The organism is Halomonas halophila, assembly GCF_030406665.1.
Classification (GTDB): domain Bacteria; phylum Pseudomonadota; class Gammaproteobacteria; order Pseudomonadales; family Halomonadaceae; genus Halomonas; species Halomonas halophila.
Genome location: NZ_CP129121.1, coordinates 2,811,684 through 2,829,416, shown reverse-complemented (window position 1 = coordinate 2,829,416; position 17,733 = coordinate 2,811,684). Strand labels below are relative to the sequence as shown.

The window sequence follows — 17,733 nt, the reverse complement described above, 5'->3', positions numbered from 1 at the left end:
AGATGTCGATGAAAGCGAAGAACAAGCCCGCGCCGCGCCGCGGGCCCAAGATGCCGAACGGCCTGGATGCCGTCTACGGCGTGCACGCGGTGCGGGCGCTGCTCGATCGGGGAGAAGCCCCGCGCGAGCTTTGGCTGCAGGAAGGGGAGGCCGGTGGCCGTCTCGTCGAGCTGGTCGATCAGGCTCGGGCACGCGGCGCCCGGGTCAGTGCCCATCCCCGCGACGACCTGGATCGCCTCGCCCAGGGGGCCGCCCATCAAGGCATCGTGGCCTTCTGCCCGCCGCTGGCCTTCGAGGCCGAAGCCGCGCTGTGGCATCGCCTCCAGGGCTGGTCGAACGCCGAGGCGCCGCTGCTGCTGGTGCTCGACGGGGTGACCGACGTGCACAACTTCGGCGCCTGCCTGCGCAGCGCCGACGCCGCCGGTGCCCACGGCGTGGTGGTGCCCAAGGACAAGTCGGCGCCGCTCAACGCCACGGTGCGCAAGGTGGCCTGTGGCGCCGCCGAGAGCGTGCCGGTCTATCAGGTCACTAACCTGGCTCGTGCGCTGGGCAAGCTCAAGGCGCTCGGCGTGTGGATCACCGGCACCGCCGGCGAGGCCGAGGCGAGCCTGTTCGAGGCCGATCTGGCCGGGCCCACGGCGCTGGTGATGGGCGCCGAGGGCAAGGGCATGCGCCGGCTGACCCGCGAGGCCTGCGACCAGCTGGTCAAGCTGCCCATGGCCGGCAGCGTCTCGAGCCTCAACGTTTCGGTGGCCACCGGCATCGGCCTGTTCGAGGCGGTCCGGCAAAGAAGCTTGAAGCCATAAGCTTAAAGAGCGGTGCTTCGCACCTGGAAGAACGCCCGCTTCGCGGGCTTGAGCCGGAAGCTTGAAGACAATCCTTGACCCCATGATGGCGGAGTTCATGCTGTCTTCCAGCTTGCGCATCTGGCGCGCGCTCTTTAGAATACTGGCGCCCGTTCGTCCGACGAACGGACATCGTGTATTTCGATAATCACCTCCTTGCTTCCCCTGGGGCCTCACGCCTCTCTGGAAGCTGCCAAACCGCAAGGAGAACCCATGCGTCATTACGAAGTCGTGTTCATGGTCCACCCGGACCAGAGCGAGCAGGTTCCGGCGATGGTCGAGCGCTACACCAGCATCGTCACCGAGAACGGCGGTACCGTGCATCGCCTCGAAGATTGGGGTCGCCGTCACCTGGCCTACCCGATCAACAAGATCCACAAGGCTCACTACGTGCTGATGAACGTCGAGTGCCGCGGCGAGACTCTCGAGGAAATCGAGAACATCTTCCGCTTCAACGACGCCATCATCCGCAGCCTGGTCGTGCGCTGCAAGGAAGCCGTCACTGAGGCTTCCCCGATGATGAAGCCGGCGGAAGAGAAGCGCGCCCGTCGTGACGAGAAGCCGTCGCGTCCCGCCCAGTCCGCCTAAGCCACACATCGCACGCTAAGGAGTCTTTCCCATGGCACGCTTTTTCCGTCGCCGCAAGTTCTGCCGTTTCACCGCTGAAGGCGTGAAGCAGATCGATTACAAGGATCTGGACACCCTCAAGGCCTACATCACCGAGACCGGCAAGATCGTTCCCAGCCGCATCACCGGGACCAAGGCCCGTTACCAGCGTCAGCTGTCCACCGCCATCAAGCGGGCTCGCTACCTGGCGCTGCTGCCCTACACCGATAGCCACCAGTAAGACACTAGCGTGATGCTGCCCGTCGCCCGCTGGATGATGCGCGGTACGCCCCAGGCAGTCGCCGGGGCGGCCGCGGCCACACTGGTCCCCTGGCTGTTCTGGCTGGGCGCGGCGATCGCCGGCCTGGTCACGCTGCGCCGCGGCCTGGCACCGGCGCTCCCGGTGATCGTCGCCGCCGCCGTGCCGGCGGGCTGGTGGTGGACCCGGGGTGACGTCATCCCGCTGGCCTGCATCCTGCTGGTCACGCTGATGGCGGTGGTGCTGCGCTCGCGCCTGCGCTGGAGCGAGACGCTGATCGTCGGCGCCCTCGCCGGGGCGGCGATGATCCAGCTGGGCATCTTCGTGCCGCCGGGCGGCACCGGGCCCCTGCTGGAGCAGCTGCGCCAGGGCTCGCCGGAGTTCGCCTCGATGCTCGACGAGCTCTCGCGCCAGGGGCTCGAGACCGAACGGCTGGCCGAGATGCTGATCGGCGGCGTCACCGGGCTGATCGTGCTGCTGGCCTCGGTGGCCTGCCTGGCCCTGGCCAGGAGCTGGCAGGCGGGGCTCTACAACCCCGGCGGCTTTCGCGAGGAGTTCCAGGCCCTGCGCCTGGTGCCCCGCGAGCTGCTGGTGCTGATGGCGTTTCTCGTCATCGGCACGGTGCTGGTGCTGCCCGGCCTCGGCCTGATGCTCTGGGTGCCGTTGCTGGTGGCCGGCATCGCGCTGGTGCACGGTGTTATCGGATTGAAGGGAATGAACGGGCTGTGGCTGGTCGCCTTCTATGTGCTGCTGATCACCACCTGGCCCATGATTCTCATCGTGCTGCTTGCGGCCCTGATCGACGCGTTCGCGGATATTCGCGGACGACTCGGCCGCAGCGACTGACAAGAGGTTTACGAGATGGAAGTCATTCTGCTCGACAAGATTGGCAAGCTGGGCGGTCTGGGTGACCAGGTCACCGTCAAGCCCGGTTATGGCCGCAACTACCTGGTGCCCTACGGCCTCGCCGTGCCGGCCACCAAGGACAACATCGAAGCCTTCGAGGCCCAGCGTGCCGAGCTCGAAGCTCAGGCCGCCGAGCGCAAGGCCGAAGCCGAAGCCCGCGCCGAACAGCTCAACGACATCGAGCTGTCCCTGGTCGCCAAGGCCGGCGATGAAGGCAAGCTGTTCGGTTCCATCGGTCCGCGCGACCTGGCCGACGCCATCTCCTCTGCCGGCATCGAGGTAGAGAAGAGCGAAGTCCGCATGCCGGAAGGTCCGATCCGTCAGACCGGCGAATACGACATCGCGCTGCACCTGCACGCCGAAGTCGACGCCACCGTGCGCGTGGTGGTCGTGGCCGAATAAGCCCGACTCCCCCGCGGACGCCAGGGGCGCGAGGAGAAATCCTCGCGCCCTTTTTTGCTTGCCCGTGCCACGTTATCCCGGCTGGGGCGTCAGGCGTCCTTCGAGGTAGAATGTGCCGGCCCATGTTGCGGAGGTGCCCGCCCCAATGAACGAATCCCTCGAGCTCGATCAGGAAACCGCGGCGCTGAAGGTGCCGCCTCACTCGCTGGAGGCCGAGCAGTCGGTGCTCGGCGGACTGATGCTCGACAACCAGGCCTGGGACAGCGTGGCCGACCGGCTGGTGGCCAACGACTTCTATCGCTACGAGCATCGCCTGATCTTCAACGTCATGGCGACGCTGGCCGAGGAGGCGCGGCCGCTGGACGTGGTGACCCTGTCCGAGGCGTTGGAGGGGCGTGATCAGCTCGAGACCGTGGGCGGCCTGGCCACCCTGGCGGAGCTGGCACGCAACACGCCGTCGGCCAGCAACATCCGCGCCTATGCCGACATTGTTCGCGAGCGGGCCACCCTGCGCAAGCTGATCCATGCCGCCAACCAGGTCGCCGAGAGCGCCTTCGCGCCCCAGGGGCGGCCCGCCGACGAGCTCGTCAACGAGGCCGAGCGCCTGGTCTTCCAGATCAGCGAGGAGCGGCCCAAGGAGGGTGGCCCGGTCGGCATGAGCGACCTGCTGGCCAAGGCGGTGGATCGCATCGACGAGATGTTCAACATGCAGGGCGAGATGACCGGCCTGTCGACCGGCTTCCGCGACCTGGACGACATGACCTCCGGACTGCAGCCTTCGGACCTGGTGATCGTGGCCGGGCGCCCGTCCATGGGCAAGACCACCTTCGCCATGAACCTGGTCGAGCATGCGGTGATCTCCAGCGACAAGCCGGTGGTGGTGTTCTCGATGGAGATGCCGGGCGAAGCGATCATGCTGCGGATGCTCTCGTCGCTGGGGCGCATCGACCAGACCCGGGTGCGGACGGGTCAGCTCGAGGACGAGGACTGGCCGCGCCTGACCTCGGCGGTGAACCTGCTCAAGGACAAGCAGCTGTTCATCGACGACACCGCGGCGCTGTCGCCCAACGAGATGCGCTCGCGGGTGCGCCGGATCGTGCGTGAGCACGGCAACCTGGCGATGATCATGATCGATTACCTGCAGCTGATGCAGGTACCGGGTTTCTCCGAGAACCGCACCGGCGAGATCTCGGAGATCTCGCGCTCGCTCAAGGGTCTGGCGAAGGAATTCGGCTGCCCGGTGGTGGCGCTGTCGCAGCTCAACCGCTCGCTGGAGCAGCGTCCCAACAAGCGCCCGGTGATGTCGGACCTGCGCGAGTCCGGCGCCATCGAGCAGGACGCCGACCTGATCGGCTTCGTCTATCGCGATGAGGTCTACAATCCGGATAACCCCGACAACCAGGGACTGGCCGAATTCATCATCGGCAAGCAGCGTAACGGGCCGATCGGCACGGTGCACATGGCGTTCATCGGCAAGTACACCCGCTTCGAGGATCTGGCGCCGGACAGCTATGGCGACACCTTCGGCGAGTGACCCCCTTGAGCGGGGCAGCCGGCGCCGTATAATCCCCACCCCTCGAACAGCACACTGGAGAAGCACCATGGCAGGCGGATTTCAGCGCGGTAATCGGCGGCGCACCCCGAAGCTCGAGGCGCGCGGCGAATTGCAGTCCGTGGAACGCGAAGGGCCGTTCAAGGAGTGGCTGGGCATGCCGGATCTCTATCGCTACCAGCTGGTGGTGGACGGCGAGGACTACAGCTACCAGACCGAGGACTCGGAGCTGCCGGTCGCGGTCGGCGATCGCGTGGTGTTCCGCTACAAGGAGACCAAGGCCGGCAAGTGGGTCGACCGCAACTCCCTGGGCAAGGCGATCGATCCCGCCGACTACCAGTAACCGCCTTCGGCGGCTTCCCGCCGGGAACCCCGGTGCCCTCCATCGGTCTCAGGGCGATACGGTGCCGTCATCGTCGTGTCATCCGACAGGACGAGACTGTATCAGCATTCATCCTGAGATATCCCGATGGAGGGATCATGGACTTCAATGACCTCAAGGCCTTCGTGGCCCAGCACGACAACTTCGAGATCCGCGTGATCAGCCATGCCGGCAGCCGCGTCTACCAGGTCGAACTGGAAGACATCGAGGGCCAGCGCCACCTGCTGACCCAGCGCGGCAAGCCGATGTTGTTCCGCGCCCTCGACGACGTCTACCTCGAGCTCAAGCGCGCCGGCATCCACCGTGCCTATCTGGTGCAGTACGTGGCGCACGACGAGATGATCGGTCGCGACGCTAACTACCACGACGCGCTCAGCTCTCGCATGCCGCTGGTGTTCTAGCCTGCGAGCCGCGCCTTTCCTCGATCACCATTCACCGACCTCCGGCATCGCGCCGGCCCACCGACCTGCCACCGTACGCCTCAGCGCGCTCCCCGACCCGACTGGTGGCATGTTTTCCCCCGCGTCTTCCGGCCTTTCCGGCCAGCCCGGTTTCCGTCGCGTTCTCGCCGTGCCCGATGGCGTCGCCCCCATCGCTCAGCGATCCGAGCGCCTCGTCCAGGCCTGCCAGCGCTGCCCCAGCCCGATCCGGTAGCGAGCGAAGACGGCATAGCCGCGATCGACGCCCCACGCCAGGCCCGGCAGCATCGACAGCGCCACCAGGCGACGATAGCCCAGCACCGCGTAGAGCGCCCGGCTGGCGTCCATGCCGACGAACCAGGTGCCGTCGGCGTCGCGCAGGTGAAGGCGGCCCATCATGACCTCGAACGAACGCCCCCATTCGGCGGCGACGTCGGTCGTCTGGATGTCGACCAACCTGACCCGCTCGCGGCGCGGGTGGCGCGCCAGCCAGGCGACTTCACGCTGGCAGAAGGGGCAGTGGCCGTCGTGGAAGAGTGTCACCGGCGAGACGGCGTGACGAGGCGAGGGGGCGCGACGTGTCGAGCGCGGGCGGTGCATCATCAGGGGGCTCCGTGGTCGGTGGCGTCATGATAGCCGGCGCGGTGCTCGCCTCGACCGTAGGCCGGCTCGGTTTCGAGCCCGGCGAGGAAGGCCTCGGCCTGGTCGCGCATCGCCGCCCGCTTGTCGTCCGACATGCGGTCCAGCGAGCCGTAGATCAGCTTCATGCGGTGGTTGCCCGACAGCGCCTCGCGGTGGGTCTCGAGGAAGCGCCAGTAGAGGCTGTTGAGCGGGCAGGCGTTGTCGCCGACGACCCGTTTGGGATCGAAGCGGCAGTGCCGGCAGTGGTCCGACATGCGGTCGATGTACTTGCCCGAGGCGCAGTAGGGCTTGGAGCCCATCAGCCCGCCGTCGCCGTGCAGCACCATGCCCAGGGTGTTGGGCAGCTCCACCCACTCGCAGGCGTCGGCGTAGACCGCCAGGTACCAGTCGCACAGCGCGTCCGGCGCCACGTCGCACAGCAGCGCGACGTTGCCGGTGACCATCAGCCGCTGGATGTGGTGGGCGTAGGCATTGTCGCGGGTCATCTCGATGGCACGCTTCAGGCAGCGCAGTTCGGTGTCGCCGGTCCAGTAGCAGGCCGGCAGCCCGCGGTTCGCCCCCAGGGCGTTGGCACGCTTGTAGTCGGGCATACGCGTCCAGTAGAGGCCGCGCACGTATTCCCGCCAGCCCAGTATCTGGCGAATGAAGCCCTCCGCCGCGTTGAGCGGCGCGCGGCCCTGATGATACTCGCGCTCGGCGCCCTCGCACAGCTCCCGTGGCGAGAGCAGGCCGAGGTTCAGTGCCGCCGACAGCCGTGAGTGGAACAGGAAGGGCTCGCTGTCGCTGATGGCGTCCTGGTAGCGGCCGAAGTCGGGCAGCAGTTCGGCGAGGAAGTGGCGCAGGTCGGCCAGGGCCTGGCGCCGGGTCACCGGCCAGTGAAAGCCCGCGAGGTCACCGAAGTGGTCTCCGAAGTGTTCTTCCACCAGCGTCATGACCTCGCGGGTCACGTCATCGCGGCGATGGCGGGGCGGGGCGGGCACCTCGATCCCCTCGGGCAGTGGCTCGCGGTTGTCGTGGTCGTAGTTCCAGCGCCCGCCGGCGGGCGCGTCGTCCTCCATCAGCAGGCCGGTGCGGCGACGCATCTCGCGGTAGAAGTACTCCAGGCGCGGTGACTTGCGTCCCTGCTCCCAGGCGGCGAAGTCGTCGGGGGTGGTGTAGAAGCGATCGTCCTCGATCAGCCGCCAGGGCAGGGCACTGCCCTGGCGTTCGCGCATGGCCTGCCACAGCCGCCACTCGCCCGGGCGCACCGCGCGGATCTCGTCGCAGCCGTACAGGCGTGCCAGTCGCTCGGCCTCGTCGAGCAGCGTCTGGGCGTTGTCGGGGTCGTCCAGGGCGCTGTAGTGGACGCGGTGGCCGCGGTCGCGCAGGTCGGCGGCGAAGTGACGCATGGCGGCCAGGACCAGGGCGATCTTCTGGGGGTGGTGGGGCACATAGCGGCCTTCCTCGGCGGCCTCGCACAGGGCGATGACGGCCTCGGGCGGCGCCTCGCGAAGGCTCGCCAGATCGACATCGAGCTGGTCGCCGAGCACCAGGATCAGCGGACGGGACATGGTTCACCAGAAATTGTACAAATCTAACCGATAGTATAACGATATTTCGCCCGAACGCCCGTGATGGTAGGCTAGGTCATTCAGTTTCGTCTCATGTCGACCACGGGGAACGCGCGCCATGCCAGCCTTAGAGCACTCATCCGATGCCGAGCGGGACTCACCGGGAGAGGGGCGGCTGCGGCATGCGCCAGCGGAACATCCCGCGCTGCCTCGCGCCAAGGTCGGTGTGGTGCTGGTCAATCTCGGCACGCCGGACGCCACGGACTACTGGTCGATGCGCCGCTACCTCGGCGAGTTCCTGTCCGACCGTCGCGTGGTCGACTATTCGCGCTGGCTGTGGCAGCCGCTGCTGCAGCTGGTGATCCTGACCCGGCGCCCCTTCATTTCCGGCAAGGCCTATCGCAGCATCTGGAACCAGGAGCGTGACGAGAGCCCGCTGCTGACCATCACCCGGGAACAGACGGAGAAGCTGAGCGAGCGGCTCGAGACGGCCTACGGCGACCAGGTCGAGGTGGACTTCTGCATGCGCTACGGCAATCCCTCCACCGACAGCGTGCTGCGTCGCCTGCAGGCCCGGGGCTGCGAGCGCATCCTGTTCTTTCCGCTCTATCCCCAGTACGGCTCGCCGACCACCGCCACCGCCAACGACCAGGCCTTCCGCACCCTGATGCGCCTCAAGTGGCAGCCGGCGATCCGCACCGTGCCCGCCTATTACCGGCATCCGGCCTACCTCGAGGCGCTCACCGCCTCGGTGCGCGAGGCCTATGCGGCCGCCGAGTCGACCCCGGAGGTGCTGGTGGCCTCCTATCACGGCGTGCCCAAGCGCTACCTCGACGAGGGCGATCCCTACTACTGCCACTGCCGCCAGACCACTCGGCTGCTGCAGGAGCGTCTGGGGGTCGACGATGCGGCGATCGAGACCACCTTCCAGTCCAAGTTCGGTCCCGAGGAGTGGGTGGGGCCGGCCACCGTGGAGCGGGTCGCCGAGCTGGCTCGCCAGGGGCGCAGGCATATCGCGGTGATCTCCCCGGCCTTCTCCGCCGACTGCGTGGAGACCCTCGAGGAGGTCCAGCAGGAGATCCGCGACGCCTTCCTCGCGGCCGGCGGCGAGACCTTCACCTACGTGCCCTGCCTGAACGCCCGCGACGATCACGTCGCGGCGCTCGAGGCCATCGTCCGCCAGGAGCTCGCCGGCTGGCTGTAGGCCGTCCATCACCAGCCGTCACAACACGAACGGGCGGCCCCGCAAGGGGCCGCCCGTTCGTGTCGAGCCGCGGTAGGCGTCGGCCGTTTCAGCGTCCCGGCGGGCGCTTCTCGAGCGTGATGGGGCCGCGGTCGGGGGGCGAACCGTGGGGCACCGGCGTCTGGCCGACCTCTTCCTCCTGCAGCTCCACGGGGCGCCCGCGGGTCTTGTCGACGTACTTGAGCTGCAGGTGCAGGCCGGTCTTGGCCAGCAGGTGGGCGCTCACCGGGGCGGTGATGAACAGGAACAGGGCAATCAGGATCTCCTGCACCACCGGCTCGCTGTCGGCGATGCCGAAGTAGAGCATCGAGGCGACCAGGGTGCAGCCGATGCCCATGGTGGTCGCCTTGGTCGGCCCGTGCAGGCGCATGTAGAAGTCGCGGAGGTGGGCCATGCCCAGCGAGCCGATGAAGGCGAAGGCCCCGCCGGCGATCAGGAACAGCGAGATGATGGCCTCGAGAATCACGTAGAACGTCATGCGGGGCTCTCCTATTCGATGATGTCGCCGCGCAGCAGGTACTTGCAGACCGCCACGGTGCTGATGAAACCGAGCATGGCGATCAGCACCGCCGCCTCGAAGTAGGTCTTGGTGCCGAGCCACAGGCCGAGCAGCACGATCAGCGCGATGGAGTTCACGTACATGGTGTCCAGCGCCAGGATGCGGTCGGGCAGGCTGGGGCCGACCGTCAGCCGGAAGGTGTTGAGCAGCAGGGCCAACATCACCAGCGTCAGGCTGATCTTCAGGGCGATGTCTAGCATTCGTAGATCTCCTTGAGCGGGCGCTCGTAGCGTTCGCGGATCTGCTCGATCAGCGCCTCGTCATCCTCCACGTCCAGGGCATGGATCAGCAGCGTCCGGCCGTCCATGCGCAGGTTGGCCGACACCGTGCCCGGCGTCAGGCTGACGGTGCTGGCCAGCAGGGTGATGGTGAAGCGCTCCTCCAGCATCAGTGGATACTCGACGAAGTGAGGCCGCGAGCGCTGACGCGGGTTGAGGATCAGCCAGGCCACCTGGAAGTTGGCGACCACGATGTCGCCGAGGACCCGCAGCACGTAGCGCAGCAGCAGCCCGGGTCGCTTGACGTTGGGCTGCACGTCCCAGAAGCGATAGGTGAGCAGCGGGATGGCGATGGCCAGGGCGCCGCCCAGCAGGAACTGGCCGAAGGCCAGGCTGCGCACCAGCAGCAGCCACACCACCAGCAGCAGCAGCGACAGCATCGGGATCGGAAGCCAGGAGCGAGAGCGGATCATGAGGCGTCTCCAGCGTCGGACAGCAGGGTGCGGACCATGGCGTCGGGGTTGGCTAGCTGCTCGGCGGCGGCCTGGGTGTAGTCGCTCACCGGGCCCGCCAGTGCCACCAGCAGCGGCGAGGTGGCCATCAGCAGGGTGACGCCGATCCACTGCTGGCGGGGCAGCGGCTCGCCGTCGCGCTCGCCCTTCTGGCTGCGCCAGAACAGCGTCGAGCCGGCCCGGGACAAGGCGATGATGGCGCCCAGTCCGCTGATCAGCAGCAGCGGCCACAGCCACGGCTGTTGCTCGGGCGTGGCGGCGTCAAGCAGCAGCGCCTTGCCGATGGCGCCGGACAGCGGCGGCAGGCCGGCCACGGCCACGGCGCCGGCCAGGAACAGCATCGCCAGGGCGCCGCCCTGGGTCAGCGGGCGGCCGCGGACGATGCGCGTGCCGGCCTTGCCGCGCTGCAGGCCGATCATCTCGGCGAGCAGGAACAGGCCGCCGGTGACCAGGGTGCTGTGCACCAGGTAATAGAGCAGCGAGGACGTGGCCTCGACTGTGCCCATGCCGACGCCGGCCAGCAGGGTGCCCACCGAGACCAGCACCAGATAGGCCACCAGCAGGCGCAGATCGCGGGCGGCCAGCACGCCGAGGGTGGCCACGGCCAGGGTCGCCAGGGCCAGCCACCAGACCCAGGGCTGCTGCAGGGCGGCCAGGCTGCCGGCCTGCTCGCCGAAGATCAGCGAGTAGACTCGCAGGATGGCGTAGATGCCGACCTTGGTCATGATGGCGAACAGCGCCGCCACCGGGGCCGGGGCCGCGGCATAGGCCCGCGGCAGCCAGAAGTAGAGCGGCAGGATGGCGGCCTTGAGGCCGAACACCACCAGCAGCAGCAGCGCGCCGGCGGTGACCAGGCCGCTGCGTTCGGCGGGCAGCTCGCCGATGCGGGCGGCCATGTCGGCCATGTTGAGGGTGCCGGTGGCGCCGTAGAGGGTGCCCACGGCGATCAGGAACAACGACGAGCCGGCCAGGTTCAGCACCACGTAGTGGACCGCGGCCTGGGTGCGCGACCTGCCGCCGCCGTGCAGCAGCAGGGCGTAGGAGGCCAGCAGCAGCACCTCGAAGAACACGAAGAGGTTGAAGAGGTCGCCGGTCAGGAAGGCGCCGTTGATGCCCATCAGCTGCAGCTGGAAGAGGCCATGGAAGTTGCTGCCCTGCTCGTCGTCGCCGCCGCAGGCGAAGATCACGCAGCCCAGGGCCAGCACCGAGGTCAGCAGCACCATCAGCGCCGAGAGCCGGTCGAGCACCAGCACGATGCCGAACGGCGGCTGCCAGTCGCCGAGGGCGTAGTAGGCGATCTCGCCCCCCGCCGCCCGGTCGACCAGCATCGCCGAGACCACCACCAGCGCCAGGGTGGCGCCGACGCCCAGCCAGCGCTTGTTGCGCGGGTTGCCGTGGCGGGTGCGCAGCAGCAGCACCCCGGCGATCAGCGGCAGCACGACGGGCAGAACGATCAGATGTGGGCTCATCGACGGTTCTCCTCTCGGTCGTCGCGGTTGCGGCCGCCGTCGACATGGTCGTTACCCATGTCGCCCCGGGCCCGCATCGCCAGGATCACCGCGAAGGCGGTCATGGCGAAGCCGATGACGATGGCGGTCAGCACCAGCGCCTGGGGCAGGGGATCGGCGTAGGCGGCCTTGCCGTCGACGATGGCCGCGCCGTGGGTGGTCAGCCCGCCCATGGAGAACAGGAACAGGTTGACCGCATAGGACAGCAGGGTCAGGCCCACCACCACGGGGAAGGTGCGTCCCCGCAGGATCAGGTAGAGGCCACAGGCGCTGAGCACGCCGGTGGTGATGGCGTAGAGGCTTTCCATCAGCGTTTCTCCTTGCCGCTGGAGGTGGTGGCTGGGGTCTCGTCCTTGCCCGGCCGGTGGGGCGTGGTGACCTTGCCGAGGTTGGCCAGGATCATCAACGTCGCCCCGACCACGGCCAGGTAGACGCCCAGATCGAAGATCATCGCCGTGGCCAGCTCGAAGTCGCCGACCAGCGGCAGGTGGAAGTGGCCGAAGGACGAGGTCAGGAAGGGATAGCCGAACAGCCAGCTGCCCACCCCCGTCAGGGTCGCCAGGCCAACGCCGGCGATGGCCACCGGCTGGTAGGGGAAGTCGAGGCGCGCCTGGGCCCACTCCACGCCGCGCGCGATCAGCAGCAGGATCAGCGCCACGGCGGTGATCAGGCCGGCGATGAAGCCGCCGCCCGGCAGGTTGTGGCCGCGCAGGAAGATGAAGGCGGACACCAGCAGGGCCAGGGGCAGCAGCGCCTGGGAGATGGTGGTCAGGATCATCGGATAGCGGTCCGGGCACCACAGCCGGCCCTCGGTATCGCTGTGCGGCATGAACAGGCGCAGGCGATTGAGCAGCTTGAAGATCGCCAGGCCGGCGATGGCCAGCACGGTGATCTCGCCCAGGGTATCGAAGCCGCGGAAGTCGACCAGGATGACGTTGACCACGTTGTGGCCGCCGCCGCCGGACACGCTGTTGTCGAGGAAGAAGCCCGAGATGCCGGCGTTGTCGCGGGTCAGCACCGCGTAGTTGAGACTGGCGATGGTCGTGCCCAGGCCGCCGGCGAGGGCGATGTCGCGCAGGTTGCGCGGCATCGAGGACTCGCGGGGCGTCTTCTGGGGCAGGAAGAACAGCGCCAGCATCAGCAGGATGATGGTCACCACCTCCACCGAGAGCTGGGTCAGGGCCAGGTCCGGGGCGGAGAAACGGGCGAAGGTCAGCGACACCAGCAGGCCCACCATCGACAGCATCAACAGCGAGATCAGGCGGTAGCGGTGGGTGACCACGGTGGCGATACCGCTGAAGATCAGCAGCGCCGCACCGGTGAGCAGGATGCCGTCCACCGGTCGCTGTGGCGTCTCGCCGGCCAGGCTCGGCATCTTGCCGAGGCCCAGCGCGACGAAGATCAGGGACACCAGCAGCAGAAGCCCCACGTAGCGCTGCAGCGAGGCGTTGTCGAGGCGTTCCAGCAGGGCTTCGGCACGGTTTCCCGCGCGCTGCACGCCGGCTTCGAACACCAGGCGGGCATCCACCGGCTTGAAGCCGCGCAGGAAGCGTCGCAGGTGCGAGTGGGCGCTGTAGAGTCCGATGCCGACCGCCAGTGCCACGGCGCTCATCGCCAGCGGCAGGTTGAGGCCATGCCAGATCGCCAGGTGGAACTCCAGCGGCGCCAGCAGCACGGCGCGACTGGCCAGGTCGAGCAGGCCGCCGGCCAGCGCCGAGGGGAACAGCCCGACCAGCACGCATAGCGTGGCCAGCAGCGCCATCGGGGCACTCATCAGCCGCGGCGGCTCATGGGGCGTCTTGGGCGGCGCCTGGGTCGCTGCCTTGAAGAACACCGCGTGGACCAGACGCAGCGAATAGGCCACCGAGAGCACGCCGCCGGCGGTCGCCAGCACCGGCATCAGCCAGCTCAGGCCACCGAGGATCGGCGTGTGCAGGGTCTCGGCGAACAGCATCTCCTTGGACAGGAAACCGTTGAACAGCGGCACGCCGGCCATGGCCGCGCCGGTGATGGTGGTCAGCACGGCGGTCAGCGGCATGGCCCGGCGCAGCCCGCCCAGGCGCGACAGCTCGCGGGTACCGGTCTCGTGGTCGACGATGCCGGCCCCCATGAACAGCGCGGCCTTGAAGGTGGCGTGGTTGATGATGTGGAACAGCGCGGCCAGGACCGCCATGTGGCTGCCGATGCCCAGCAGCACGGTGATCAGACCGAGGTGGCTGACGGTGGAGAAGGCCAGGATGCCCTTGAGGTCGGTCTTCATCAGCGCGAACCAGGCGCCATAGAGCATGGTGATCATGCCCACCAGGGAGACCGTCAGGGTCCACAGCTCGCCGCCGGCCAGGGCCGGATGCAGGCGCGCCATCAGGAAGATGCCGGCCTTGACCATGGTCGCCGAGTGCAGATAGGCCGAGACCGGAGTCGGCGCCGCCATGGCGTGGGGCAGCCAGAAGTGGAAGGGGAACTGGGCCGACTTGGCGAAGGCGCCCAGCAGCACCAGGGCCAGGGTCAGCGGGTAGCGTGGGTCGGCGAGGATCGTCTCGCCGCTGGCCAGTACGGTGTCCATGTCGTAGCTGCCGACGATGTCGCCGATCAGCAGGAAGCCGGCCAGCAGCGCCAGCCCGCCGGCGCCGGTGACCGTCAGCGCCATGCGCGCGCCCTTGCGGGCATCGCTGCGGTGCGACCAGAAACCGATCAGCAGGAAGGACGAGAGGCTGGTCAGCTCCCAGAAGATCCACAGCAGCAGCAGGTTGTCGGACATCGCGATGCCGACCATGGAGGCCATGAACAGGATCAGGTAGGCGTAGAAACGCCCGTAGGGCTCGTCCGGATCCAGGTAGTAGTGCGCGTAGAGCAGGATCAGCAGGCCGATCCCCAGGATCAGCAGGTTGAACAGCAGCGACAGGCCGTCCAACCGGAAGGCCAGCTCCAGACCCAGGGAGGGAATCCAGTCGACGGCGACGCGCAGCGTCTCGCCGTCGAGCAGGGCGGGGATTTCCGCCAGCATCAGCAGCAATGCCAGGGCGGGCAGGGCGGCGGTGGCCAGGGAGCATTCCCGGCGTCTCAGTCCGGCGCCGAAGGCCGGCACCAGCACGCCGAGAAGGGGTAGCAGCGCTATCCACATCAAGGTCATCGATCAGTCATCCTGCTCGGTTGCGTCATGTCGGAGCGTCATCATGCCGAGAGGGCGGCCGCGCGCAAGAGGTCAGGCGCCGCCTCCGTCCCGGGGCTGATCGAGCCCCATGAAGTAGTTGAATCGCAATACCTTACCGTATCGGGCGGCGGCTCGCGCCATCTTGCCTTTCAAAATCGGGCTCTTTAAGGTTGGGTCACGTTTTCATCCGCTGGGACCGCGCGGACGCCAGGGAGGGATGCTCGATGCAACTGGTTGTGTTGGGAGGTTTCTTGCTCGCCGGGATGGCGCCGCTGCTGCATCGCTGGTTCGGCGCGCGCACCCCGCTGCTGATGGCGGCGCTGCCGGCGGGGATCGCCGCCTGGCTGCTGGCCCAGTGGCCGACCATCGTCGCGGGCGACACCCTGCGCCTGGAATGGGCCTGGGCCCCGGGGCTCGATATCAGCCTGACTTTCCTGATCGACGGCCTGTCGCTGCTGTTCGCCCTGCTGATCAGCGTGATCGGCGCCCTGGTGCTGGCCTACAGCGGCGAGTACCTGCGTGGCCATCGTGACCTGCCGCGCTTCCTGGTGGTGATCACCGCCTTCATGATGTCGATGCTGGGCCTGGTGCTGGCCGACAACCTGGTGGCGCTGTTCGTGTTCTGGGAGCTCACCAGTGTGACCTCCTACCTGCTGATCGGCTTCAATCATACCGATGCGACGGCCCGCAAGGCCGCCCAGCAGGGGCTGCTGGTGACGGTGGGCGGCGGCCTGGCGCTGCTGGCGGGCTTCGTCATGCTGGCCGTGGCCGGCGACAGCTGGTCGCTGGCGGCCCTGGTCGAGCGTGGCGAACTGCTGCGCCAGCACGATCTCTACACGCCGCTGCTGATCTGCATCCTGGTCGGGGCCTTCACCAAGTCGGCCCAGTTCCCCTTCCACTTCTGGCTGCCCAATGCCATGGCGGCGCCGACCCCGGTCTCGGCCTATCTGCACTCGGCGACCATGGTCAAGGCCGGGATCTACCTGCTGGCGCGTCTGCATCCAGCGCTTGGCGGCAGCGAGACCTGGACGCTCACCCTGTCGCTGGTCGGCGCCCTGACCATGGCCACCGGGGCCTTCCTGGCGATTCATCACACCAGCATCAAGAAGCTGCTGGCCTATTCCACGGTGATGGCGCTGGGCACCCTGACCCTGCTGCTGGGCATCGGCACGCCCGGGGCCCTGAGCGCCTTCGTGGTCTTCCTGCTGGCGCACTCGCTCTACAAGGGCACGCTGTTCCTGATCGCCGGCATCCTCGACCACGAGACCGATACCAAGGACGTCACCGCCATGGGCGGGCTGCGTCGGGCCATGCCGCTGACCGCCACGCTGGCCGTGGTCGCCGGGCTGTCGCTGGCCGGCCTGCCACCGTTGCTGGGCTTCGTCGGCAAGGAGCTGATGTTTGCCTCGGTACTGGGCGCCACGGCCTGGCGCTGGCTGCTCCTGGCCCTGGCCTTCCCGGCCGCCTTCCTGACCCTGGCGGTGGCGGCGATCGTCACCCTGCGGCCCTTCTACGGTGCCTCTCGGGAGACGCCCCGCACGCCCCATGAGCCGCCCTTCTCCATGCTCGCCGGCCCCCTGCTGCTGACGTCGCTGTCGCTGTGGCTGGGGCTGGCGCCGGGCGGGCTGGATGGCCTGACCAACGCCATCCTGGCGGGCATCGGCGCGCCCGGCGCCGGCGTGCACCTGGCGCTGTGGCACGGGGTCAACCTGCCGCTGGTGCTGTCCGTGGCCAGCCTGGTGCTGGGGGCGCTGGTGTATCGCCACTGGGATCGGCTGCGCGTCGCCCTGCGGCGGCTCGACCCGCTGATGGCGCGTGGCCCCGAGGCCGGCTATACGGCGCTGATGGCGGGCCTGGTGTCGCTGTCGGCCTGGCAGACTCGCTTCCTGCAGAACGGCTATATGCGCAACTACCTGGTGATGACCCTGCTGGTCTTGCTGGGGCTGGTGGGGCACGCCTTCTTCTTCCGTCACGGCCTGGCGATCGAGCTCGGCCTGTCGGTCCACTTCCACGAGGCGGTGGTCGCCGGGCTGATGGTGGCCGGCGCGGTGGCCGCCTGCGTGATGCGGGCCCGGCTGGCGGCGGTGGCGGCGGTGGGGGTGATGGGCTTCTCCATCGCCCTGACCTTCGTGCTGTTCAGCGCGCCGGATCTGGCCATCACCCAGCTGCTGGTGGAGACCCTCACCGTGGTGCTGCTGGCGCTGGTGCTGTTCCGCCTGCCGCGCTTCGCTACCCTGTCGACCCCCCTCGAGCGGCTTCGCGACCTGGTGGTGGCGACCCTGACCGGGGGGCTTATCACGTTGCTGATGCTCTCGGTGCTGTCCGGGGAGCGCCTGCCGCGCATCTCCGACTGGATGGTCGCCAACAGCCAGCCGCTGGCGCACGGGCACAACATCGTCAACGTCATCCTGGTGGATTTCCGCGCCCTGGACACCCTGGGCGAGATCTTCGTCCTGGCCCTGGCGGCCGTGGGCGTCTATGCCATGCTGCGCTTCCACGCCGGCGAGTACGAGGCTCGCGATGACCGGCGCTCGGGAGGGCCGTCCGATGGTTAAGTCCGGCACCCTGATCCTGAGCGTCGCCGCTCGCCTGCTGCTGCCACTGCAGCTGCTGTTCTCGGTGTTCCTGCTGCTGCGCGGACACGACGAGCCCGGCGGGGGCTTCATCGCCGGCCTGGTGGCGGCAGGGGCCTTCGCGCTCTACCTGTTCGCCTTCGGTCGTCATGCCCTGCGCCGGGTGCTGCGGGTCTCGCCGCGCGACCTGGTGGGCGTGGGGCTGCTGCTCGGCGTGAGCTCGACGCTGCCGGCCTGGTGGAGCGGCGAGCCCTTCTTCACCGCCCACTGGTGGACGATTCCGGTGATCGACTTCAAGGCCTCGACGCCGCTGATCTTCGATATCGGCGTCTATCTGGCGGTCGTGGGCGTGGTGCTCACCGCCATCACCGCCCTGGTGGACACCGATCGACACGATGAGGGATAG

At 68.2% G+C, this 17,733-nt stretch carries 19 protein-coding genes; 11 read left to right on the top strand and 8 right to left on the bottom strand.

What is annotated here, in order from left to right; genetic code table 11:
* The first annotated feature begins 8 nt into the window (after positions 1 to 8).
* The 8 genes from rlmB to QWG60_RS13280 all read left to right on the top strand — a co-directional run bounded on the left by rlmB (position 9) and on the right by QWG60_RS13280 (position 5,353).
* Positions 9 to 806 carry a 23S rRNA (guanosine(2251)-2'-O)-methyltransferase RlmB gene (gene rlmB / locus QWG60_RS13315; protein WP_046078220.1) on the top strand — a complete coding sequence of 266 codons (798 nt, stop codon included), beginning with the start codon at positions 9 to 11 and terminating at the stop codon, positions 804 to 806.
* A gap of 252 nt (positions 807 to 1,058) precedes the next feature.
* On the top strand, positions 1,059 to 1,433 hold the full coding sequence (gene rpsF, locus QWG60_RS13310; protein ID WP_016853667.1) for a 30S ribosomal protein S6: 375 nt from the start codon (positions 1,059 to 1,061) through the stop codon (positions 1,431 to 1,433).
* Positions 1,434 to 1,464: 31 nt separating this feature from the next.
* On the top strand, positions 1,465 to 1,692 hold the full coding sequence (gene rpsR, locus QWG60_RS13305) for a 30S ribosomal protein S18 (RefSeq protein ID WP_016853668.1): 228 nt from the start codon (positions 1,465 to 1,467) through the stop codon (positions 1,690 to 1,692).
* A 12-nt stretch (positions 1,693 to 1,704) separates the two neighbouring features.
* Positions 1,705 to 2,556: a hypothetical protein gene (locus tag QWG60_RS13300; RefSeq protein ID WP_035596670.1), complete on the top strand. Its 852-nt coding sequence runs from the start codon at positions 1,705 to 1,707 to the stop codon at positions 2,554 to 2,556.
* A gap of 15 nt (positions 2,557 to 2,571) precedes the next feature.
* Positions 2,572 to 3,018, top strand: coding sequence for a 50S ribosomal protein L9 (gene rplI / locus QWG60_RS13295; RefSeq protein WP_035596666.1), 447 nt, complete (start codon positions 2,572 to 2,574; stop codon positions 3,016 to 3,018).
* Positions 3,019 to 3,163: 145 nt separating this feature from the next.
* The gene (gene dnaB / locus QWG60_RS13290) at positions 3,164 to 4,552 is read left to right on the top strand and encodes a replicative DNA helicase (protein WP_035596663.1); all 1,389 of its coding nucleotides are present in this window, start codon (positions 3,164 to 3,166) and stop codon (positions 4,550 to 4,552) included.
* A gap of 67 nt (positions 4,553 to 4,619) precedes the next feature.
* Positions 4,620 to 4,913, top strand: a complete 294-nt coding sequence (locus QWG60_RS13285) for a hypothetical protein (protein ID WP_035596660.1) — start codon at positions 4,620 to 4,622, stop codon at positions 4,911 to 4,913.
* Between the two features lie 137 nt (positions 4,914 to 5,050).
* Complete coding sequence (locus QWG60_RS13280) at positions 5,051 to 5,353, top strand: DUF6482 family protein (RefSeq protein WP_035596658.1); 303 nt, start codon at positions 5,051 to 5,053, stop codon at positions 5,351 to 5,353.
* A gap of 195 nt (positions 5,354 to 5,548) precedes the next feature.
* Here QWG60_RS13280 and QWG60_RS13275 read toward each other — a convergent pair whose 3' ends face one another.
* Together QWG60_RS13275 and QWG60_RS13270 are read right to left on the bottom strand one after the other, a co-directional pair.
* The gene (locus QWG60_RS13275) at positions 5,549 to 5,974 is read right to left on the bottom strand and encodes a thiol-disulfide oxidoreductase DCC family protein (protein WP_237022327.1); all 426 of its coding nucleotides are present in this window, start codon (positions 5,972 to 5,974) and stop codon (positions 5,549 to 5,551) included.
* A complete protein-coding gene (locus QWG60_RS13270; RefSeq protein WP_146909992.1) occupies positions 5,974 to 7,563 on the bottom strand; it encodes a cryptochrome/photolyase family protein in 1,590 nt (529 codons plus the stop codon). The genes QWG60_RS13275 and QWG60_RS13270 overlap by 1 nt, the downstream gene beginning before the upstream one ends.
* Before the next feature lie 118 nt (positions 7,564 to 7,681).
* On the opposite strand from QWG60_RS13270, the gene hemH reads away from it, so the two are divergent.
* On the top strand, positions 7,682 to 8,767 hold the full coding sequence (gene hemH / locus QWG60_RS13265) for a ferrochelatase (RefSeq protein ID WP_035596654.1): 1,086 nt from the start codon (positions 7,682 to 7,684) through the stop codon (positions 8,765 to 8,767).
* Between the two features lie 88 nt (positions 8,768 to 8,855).
* Here hemH and QWG60_RS13260 read toward each other — a convergent pair whose 3' ends face one another.
* From QWG60_RS13260 to QWG60_RS13235, 6 genes are read right to left on the bottom strand one after another with little or no spacing between them, the layout of a single operon-like run.
* Positions 8,856 to 9,284 (bottom strand): Na+/H+ antiporter subunit G, encoded by a 429-nt coding sequence (locus QWG60_RS13260; RefSeq protein WP_035596652.1) that lies wholly within the window; start codon positions 9,282 to 9,284, stop codon positions 8,856 to 8,858.
* 11 nt (positions 9,285 to 9,295) lie between these two features.
* On the bottom strand, positions 9,296 to 9,565 hold the full coding sequence (locus tag QWG60_RS13255; RefSeq protein ID WP_016853678.1) for a K+/H+ antiporter subunit F: 270 nt from the start codon (positions 9,563 to 9,565) through the stop codon (positions 9,296 to 9,298).
* Complete coding sequence (locus QWG60_RS13250) at positions 9,559 to 10,056, bottom strand: Na+/H+ antiporter subunit E (RefSeq protein ID WP_035596648.1); 498 nt, start codon at positions 10,054 to 10,056, stop codon at positions 9,559 to 9,561. Before QWG60_RS13250 ends, QWG60_RS13255 begins: the two co-directional genes overlap by 7 nt.
* Positions 10,053 to 11,564: a monovalent cation/H+ antiporter subunit D gene (locus QWG60_RS13245; RefSeq protein WP_035596646.1), complete on the bottom strand. Its 1,512-nt coding sequence runs from the start codon at positions 11,562 to 11,564 to the stop codon at positions 10,053 to 10,055. Before QWG60_RS13245 ends, QWG60_RS13250 begins: the two co-directional genes overlap by 4 nt.
* Positions 11,561 to 11,911: a Na+/H+ antiporter subunit C gene (locus QWG60_RS13240; protein ID WP_035596643.1), complete on the bottom strand. Its 351-nt coding sequence runs from the start codon at positions 11,909 to 11,911 to the stop codon at positions 11,561 to 11,563. The genes QWG60_RS13245 and QWG60_RS13240 overlap by 4 nt, the downstream gene beginning before the upstream one ends.
* On the bottom strand, positions 11,911 to 14,733 hold the full coding sequence (locus QWG60_RS13235) for a monovalent cation/H+ antiporter subunit A (protein WP_146909990.1): 2,823 nt from the start codon (positions 14,731 to 14,733) through the stop codon (positions 11,911 to 11,913). The genes QWG60_RS13240 and QWG60_RS13235 overlap by 1 nt, the downstream gene beginning before the upstream one ends.
* Positions 14,734 to 14,978: 245 nt before the next feature.
* Between QWG60_RS13235 and QWG60_RS13230 the strand changes: the two genes are divergently transcribed.
* A complete protein-coding gene (locus QWG60_RS13230; protein ID WP_146909988.1) occupies positions 14,979 to 17,309 on the top strand; it encodes a putative monovalent cation/H+ antiporter subunit A in 2,331 nt (776 codons plus the stop codon).
* A complete protein-coding gene (locus QWG60_RS13225) occupies positions 17,302 to 17,733 on the top strand; it encodes a Na+/H+ antiporter subunit B (RefSeq protein WP_035596699.1) in 432 nt (143 codons plus the stop codon). The genes QWG60_RS13230 and QWG60_RS13225 overlap by 8 nt, the downstream gene beginning before the upstream one ends.